Origin of the sequence: Mesorhizobium sp. M7A.F.Ca.CA.002.04.1.1, from assembly GCF_004022805.1 — a bacterium.
GTDB classification, from domain to species: domain Bacteria; phylum Pseudomonadota; class Alphaproteobacteria; order Rhizobiales; family Rhizobiaceae; genus Mesorhizobium; species Mesorhizobium ciceri.
Genome location: NZ_RZPL01000345.1, coordinates 1 through 5,782, shown reverse-complemented (window position 1 = coordinate 5,782; position 5,782 = coordinate 1). Strand labels below are relative to the sequence as shown.

Here is a 5,782-nt window from a genome sequence, read left to right as displayed (position 1 = left end):
ACGCAGCGGTGTGAGACGGGCATTCTTGTGGATGTTCATTCGGACCCTCCGATGGATGCTGAAGCGTGGTAACTCCAGTCTCCTCGGTCCGGTCCGAATGGACAACCTCTCGAAAGCTCACACCTAGGATGGGTGCTGCCACGCGGCTCGGACTCAGCGTGCATTATCACGTAAATGTTGAGAGAATGAATGGCGCCGCGAAGGGCAATTCCAGCCGTCCAAAGCGACAGGCGTGTCGCGGCCTCGACATTGCAGTGGCGCTTACCTAACACGGCCTCACACTGCCCTCTAAACGGCCCCGAATTTGAACTGACGGCCCCTGGCCGGTTCATCGGGCAGGTCAAGGGCTAGGTGTAGTACACAGGGCTCATAACTTTCAGTTTCTAGTTGGTACGATGGGCCGTGGACGGTCGATGCAGACTTCAAGATGGCGAACGAAGCTCTCCATGCGTGCGTTGTCGAGGCAAGTGCCTTTGCCATGCTCGCGACTGGAGAGATTTCAAAATGAGCCTTGTAAGCGGAGAATGCCGCCGACGCTGTTCGGCTTGCTCGTGCCCTTGACGGCGGTAGGCTCGGCAGGGCCGAGGCCAGAGTTGCCGTAGTGGTCGTAATCGACCTCGGCTGTGACCGTGAAGCCGGGAACGACCATGTAGGCGACGTTTGCAGCCACACCAGCATCCTTGAGCTGATCACCCGAGACCTGAAGGTTGAACGAAGTTTTCTCGTCAAACTCGTAGGTGGCGCCCGCCCAGAAAGCCCACTGGCCGTTCCAGATTTTGTACGAGCCGCGCCCATGATTGGCAATTGCGCCGTTTGAGTCCTCGTTGAGACTGGCATTGGAACCGTAGCCGAAGAGTCCAAACAGCGACAGCTGGTTTGTGACAGCGACGTCGACGCGGATCTTGCCGGCAAAAGCTTCGTAATTGCTGTCATAAGCCGCGACGCCGATGATCGAGCCCCAGCCTTGCGTGTATTTCAAGCCGGCGACAACGTGCGGAATATAGCTGTCGATAGTACCGGCTGAGCCCGATCCTTGTTCGAGCGAAATCACAGTCGAAATGCCGTTGCCGGCGTCGAAGTGGTACTGAGCCACGTTGGTGTCGAAGCCGGCCGACGGAACGAGCATACTATCGAGAACGTTGCCAGCGTAGCTTGCAAACGTATCGAAGGCCGACCCCTCCTTGCCAACTCGCAGGCCTCCCAGCTCGACCCAGGCAGAAGCCAGTGCGAGGCCGCTGTTGAAATCATAGTTCTGAGGACTGTCATGCGAGTTAGCGCTGTTGCCAAAATTCACCTGGGTTTCGGTATAGGTCGTCAACGCGCCGAGCTCGGTCTGCTGGCCGGTCCAAGTTTTGAACGTGAAGCGTGTGCTGTTTCGCCAAGTGCCTTGGTCCTCGCCAGTTCTCACGTCCGAGGTTCTTGCGCTGTCATACGATCGGACGTCACCCAGGCCGATATCGTAACGGACATAGCCGCCGATGCGCAGGCAGGTCTCGGTGTTGGGAATATAGGAATATCCCGAGCCGAGGACGTCGCAGATCTTGATGTACTCGGCCGGTTCCCGCTCGGCGCCAGCTGCTCGACCGACGGAAATGGTCATCAGAGCAGTTAAGCCGAGAAGAGGACTCTTGATGTACATGTCTAGATCTCCATGAAGGAATAAAAAGGATAGAGGCGAAAGAGCAAGCTTTTCCTCTAAATTTTGTGCGTGTTGTCTCCAATATGTGGACGCCAAAGCGCTTGACACGAGAGGTGAGCCAGCGTAAAAGCCACATGTACTTATAATAGTGTTTTCTGCTAGGAGATTCATTATCGTTTACATGTGAAACACTCCGGTCGGACCGCTGCAGCTCTCCGAATAGAGCAGCAAGCGACATGCCAACCTGAAGCGTAGATGCGGCCGACACCAAAATCGGGCCGACGCGCCTTCGTCTCGCTGGAATCACTTTTTTTGAGGGTCACTGCGAAAAGAAATGTGCGACACGGTTCGCCATGTTCGATATGTGACAGTCTCGTTTAACAGCGACGGCTTCCCGTCTGACCGCAACGGAGGCCGCGCCATCCGCTACCGAGAAGGATCACTGCGCGTACGCTCCGCAAGGGCTGCGCCAGGAACAGAGGGCGTGCACGTCCGAGGCGTCGCATGGTGGCCGCAGCACCTTTTCGCCGCTGTAAGTTCGCCGTGCAGGTACATTGCGCGGCCGGAAGCGAGAGGGAGCGCACCCTGAAACGGCTGCCTACGGCTCGCCTCGAGTAATTGGCGATGAACAGTATTCTCGAGAACTTAGTCTCGACGGAAAGAGCAACGAAAGGAAGCCGCTTGGACGAGCACGATCCGAAGGAAGAACCGATCGAGACCATTTTCCGCAACGGCACAATCACTGCCGTGGGTATCCTGCTTGCCTTTTCCCTCGGCTTCCTCACTCATTGGGCCGCGAACCCCTTGCCATGGCAACTCTACGATCTGTTCGCCGTAGTGCCGATCCTGCTCGGCATCGCACTGCAGATGAGAGCGCTGTCCATGCTGCTCGACATGAGTTCCTTGCGGCGCCCCATCTACGAACGCGCCAATCGCATTTTCATGGTCGGCCTCATCCAGACCGCGTGTGGCGTCGGCATGGCCATCTTGGTCGATCTTTTCGGGATATCGGTAGGGGGCACGCTGCCCGGCGCTTGACGACAAGCCACACCGCTCTTCGCTCGAAGCGACGTCAAGCCGGGGAACCTTGTGCACCCCCTAGCGGCGTCCTCCTTTCATCAAATGAGCCGACGTCAGCTTTAGAGCGTCTCGGTGGCTAAAGCCGGTATGGTTTTTCGGCCGGCAGGGAAGGCCGCTGGCTGGACCTGGATGGCGTCTGAACGAGGCTTGACAGGTCCGTTGCGTCGGACATGAATTTCGCATTGCAAAGTTCTTCCGCAGACGCCTCAAGCACACTGCACTGGCGTCACGTACTCAGACGTTGAATGCGGCACCGCACCATCACCTCAGGCGCAACCATGGCACGCGCGCTCCCCGGCGTGGTTGACCCCATCCTGTCCAAACGAGACTGCGACATAAGCGGGACGCACTGACTTAGGTCAGAGACCAGGACGAGCGCGCAACGAAAGAATGATGGATGAGCGACGTGGGATGACAGCTCCTTGCACACCTCAATCCTGACAAAGTACCGGGACCCCCGGCCGCCTTGGTATACCATCTATCCGACTGTGCCAGACTTCTCTGCGGCAGTTGGTGCTGACGATTATGAGGAATGGCTGGGGGGCCTCCCGGCCGACGAATCGGTGTCGCTCTATTTCCACATTCCGTTTTGCCGATCCATGTGCTGGTATTGCGGCTTCCCTACCGCGGTCATCCGTCGCAACGGCCCGATCCTTAATTATTTAGCGGTGCTGCGTCAGGAGATCAGTTTGGTGTCGGAGCAAGTGCGGCAAGGGCTGCCGGTGAGCGATGTGCATTTCGGCGGCGGAACGCCTCACCTTATCGGGCCAGCCGAGCACTTGGCGCTGATGGAATTTCTACGCCGCCACTTCGCTTTCAGCAAAACTGCTGCGATCGCCGTGGAGATCGATCCCCGAACGTTCACACCGGAAATGGCCGAAGCCCTGGCAGCTAACGGTGTCAACCGCGCGAGCATCGGATGCAGAGCTTTGATCCCGATGTGCAAAGGCGATCAATCGGATCCAGAGTAAGGTGCAGACGGCCGCTGCAGTCCAAAATCTCCGCCGGCATGGCGTTGGCCATATCAACTTCGACCTCATCTTCGGTCTACCGAAACAGACTGTGCAGTCCTGCATCCAGACCGCGATGGCTGCGGTCGCCATGCGCCCCAACCGGCTTGCGGTGTTCGGATACGCGCATATTCCTTCCGTGATAAAGAATCAGCGCCTAATCGAGCAGGCAGGTCTACCGGACGGCGATCTTCGCGCCGAACAGGCTGCAACTGTCGCCGAGACACTGGTTGGCGCTGGCTACCGGGAGATCGGGCTCGATCATTTCGCTCCGCCGGACGACGAACTTGCGCTAGCGCCAGAAGACCGGGCGCCTACGGCGTAATTCGCTGGGATACTCGGCCGATACTTGCAAAACGTGATCGGCTTCGGCGCGTCGGCTATTGGCCGAGTCCGCGAGGGGTATGTTCAGAACGAAGTAACACGGGATTCTTACGCCCGGCACATCGCAAGTGGACGTCTGGCGACATCAAAGGGTCACCGTCTGACCGACGATGACCGGGTGCGCGCAGCGATCATCGAGCGACTGATGTGCGATTTGGAGGCCGACGTGCCGACCATCTGTGCCGCCCACGAAATCGAACCAGCTCGTTTTCTCGATTCAGTTGAGAGTTTGGTGACGCTGGCTGAGGAGGGGATCCTGGACGTCGAAAACGGCTTCATCCGCGTGCGGCCGGAGCACCGCTTTGTTGTTCGCGCCGTTGCTGCTGCATTCGATGCTTTTCTCGCGAATCGATGAGTTGAGGCCACGACGCCGAAAGGCATCAGACCTTGTTTGGCGCTCGTCGGCATGGGCTCTCGCAGAAGACTCCGCAAGCGTATGCAGGGGACTTCCACTTGACGCCGCGTTCACCATCATCTCGCCTGGGTGCGCGCGAAAGCGCACAACCCGGAGCACGCTGCTCTCGGTGTGAGGCTGTGCTCTGCAAAGCACCGGTGATCCACCCTGTCCCTGGACAGCAGCTTGATGGCGTCATCTTGGAGGACGAGAAAAGATTGTCGAGGTACGGGTACGAATTGCCTCGGTCGTCCGTTCAATCGAAAGCACTGTCTGCGGAGGCACCTCTCCTTCATGCAGTGACAGGAGATGCTGGGCGACTTCCTTATCTGCTGCGGTGAGTCGATGATTTAGGCGGAGAAAGTCCATCCAGGTGGGGGTGCGGAATGTCTCCGTCCAAAGTGACGGTGTTTGCAGATTTCGCTGGAGCGTCCAGTTTCGTGCACCGGCACGGCTCTGGACGTGTCGCCGCGTGCGCATGGAGCCCAGAAAGGCCTCGATATTTTCCTCCGATATCAAATACTCGACCTTGGCCACGATAGGGCCACTTCTGGGTTTCAGATCGAGAGCCACGTCCGGCGGATGAAAAACTGAACTTTCTTGATCGGTTTCTTCCCAGGGACGGACCGGCAACACGATCCCCGCTGCTGCAACCAGCAACAGAGCGCCTGCGGCGCCCTCCAATGCTGAGGTCAAGGAATAGTTTTGCGCGACAGAACCCCAGATCCAGCTGCCAGCAGCCATACCGCCTGCGCTCAAGGCGTAGTAAATGGAGAGCGTGCGGCCTACAACCCACCTTGGGCTTGCCAACTGCACCGACACGTCAATGCCCGTCCAGGTGATAAGCCAACCCGCTCCGCCGAGCGCCAGCGAAATGGCCGCCACAGGAAGCGACGATGTAAGGGCAAGGGAGAGGCAACAGACTGCACAAGCCACAGAGGCGAAGGCCACCAGCCTGTTTTGAGACGTGACCTTCCTCAAGAAGCCGTTGCCCATACCCGCGATGAAAGCACCCATGCCGAAGCCGGCCAATAAGATACCGTAGACAATTGGCCCACTCTTCAACTGATCCCGGACGACGAGGGGGAGCAACGCCAGAATGGAGATGCTTGCCAACCCGAAAAGAGCGGCTCGGGCGGTCGCTGCCCTGATCTCCAAAGACATCGCCGTAAAGCGCACTCCGTCATGAATTGCCGTCGTCATTCTCTCACGAGGGAGAGGCGAAGAGCGGACCTCCCATTTGGTGCGCCATATCGCGCTTATGGGCGCCAGATC

3 protein-coding genes and 1 pseudogene are annotated in these 5,782 nt (G+C 58.3%); 2 read left to right on the top strand and 2 right to left on the bottom strand.

The window, feature by feature from the left end; translation table 11 throughout:
- Positions 1-499 precede the first annotated feature (499 nt).
- Complete coding sequence (locus ENZ75_RS18430; protein WP_063169258.1) at positions 500-1,639, bottom strand: porin; 1,140 nt, start codon at positions 1,637-1,639, stop codon at positions 500-502.
- Between the two features lie 681 nt (positions 1,640-2,320).
- Between ENZ75_RS18430 and ENZ75_RS18425 the strand changes: the two genes are divergently transcribed.
- Both ENZ75_RS18425 and hemN read left to right on the top strand, forming a co-directional pair.
- A complete protein-coding gene (locus ENZ75_RS18425; RefSeq protein WP_024505577.1) occupies positions 2,321-2,677 on the top strand; it encodes a hypothetical protein in 357 nt (118 codons plus the stop codon).
- Between the two features lie 464 nt (positions 2,678-3,141).
- Positions 3,142-4,468 (top strand): annotated as a pseudogene (gene hemN, locus ENZ75_RS18420) (oxygen-independent coproporphyrinogen III oxidase).
- Positions 4,469-4,702: 234 nt separating this feature from the next.
- Here hemN and ENZ75_RS18415 read toward each other — a convergent pair.
- Positions 4,703-5,782, bottom strand: a 1,080-nt coding sequence (locus ENZ75_RS18415) for an MFS transporter (RefSeq protein WP_128278228.1), incomplete at its 5' end; no start/stop codon positions are given.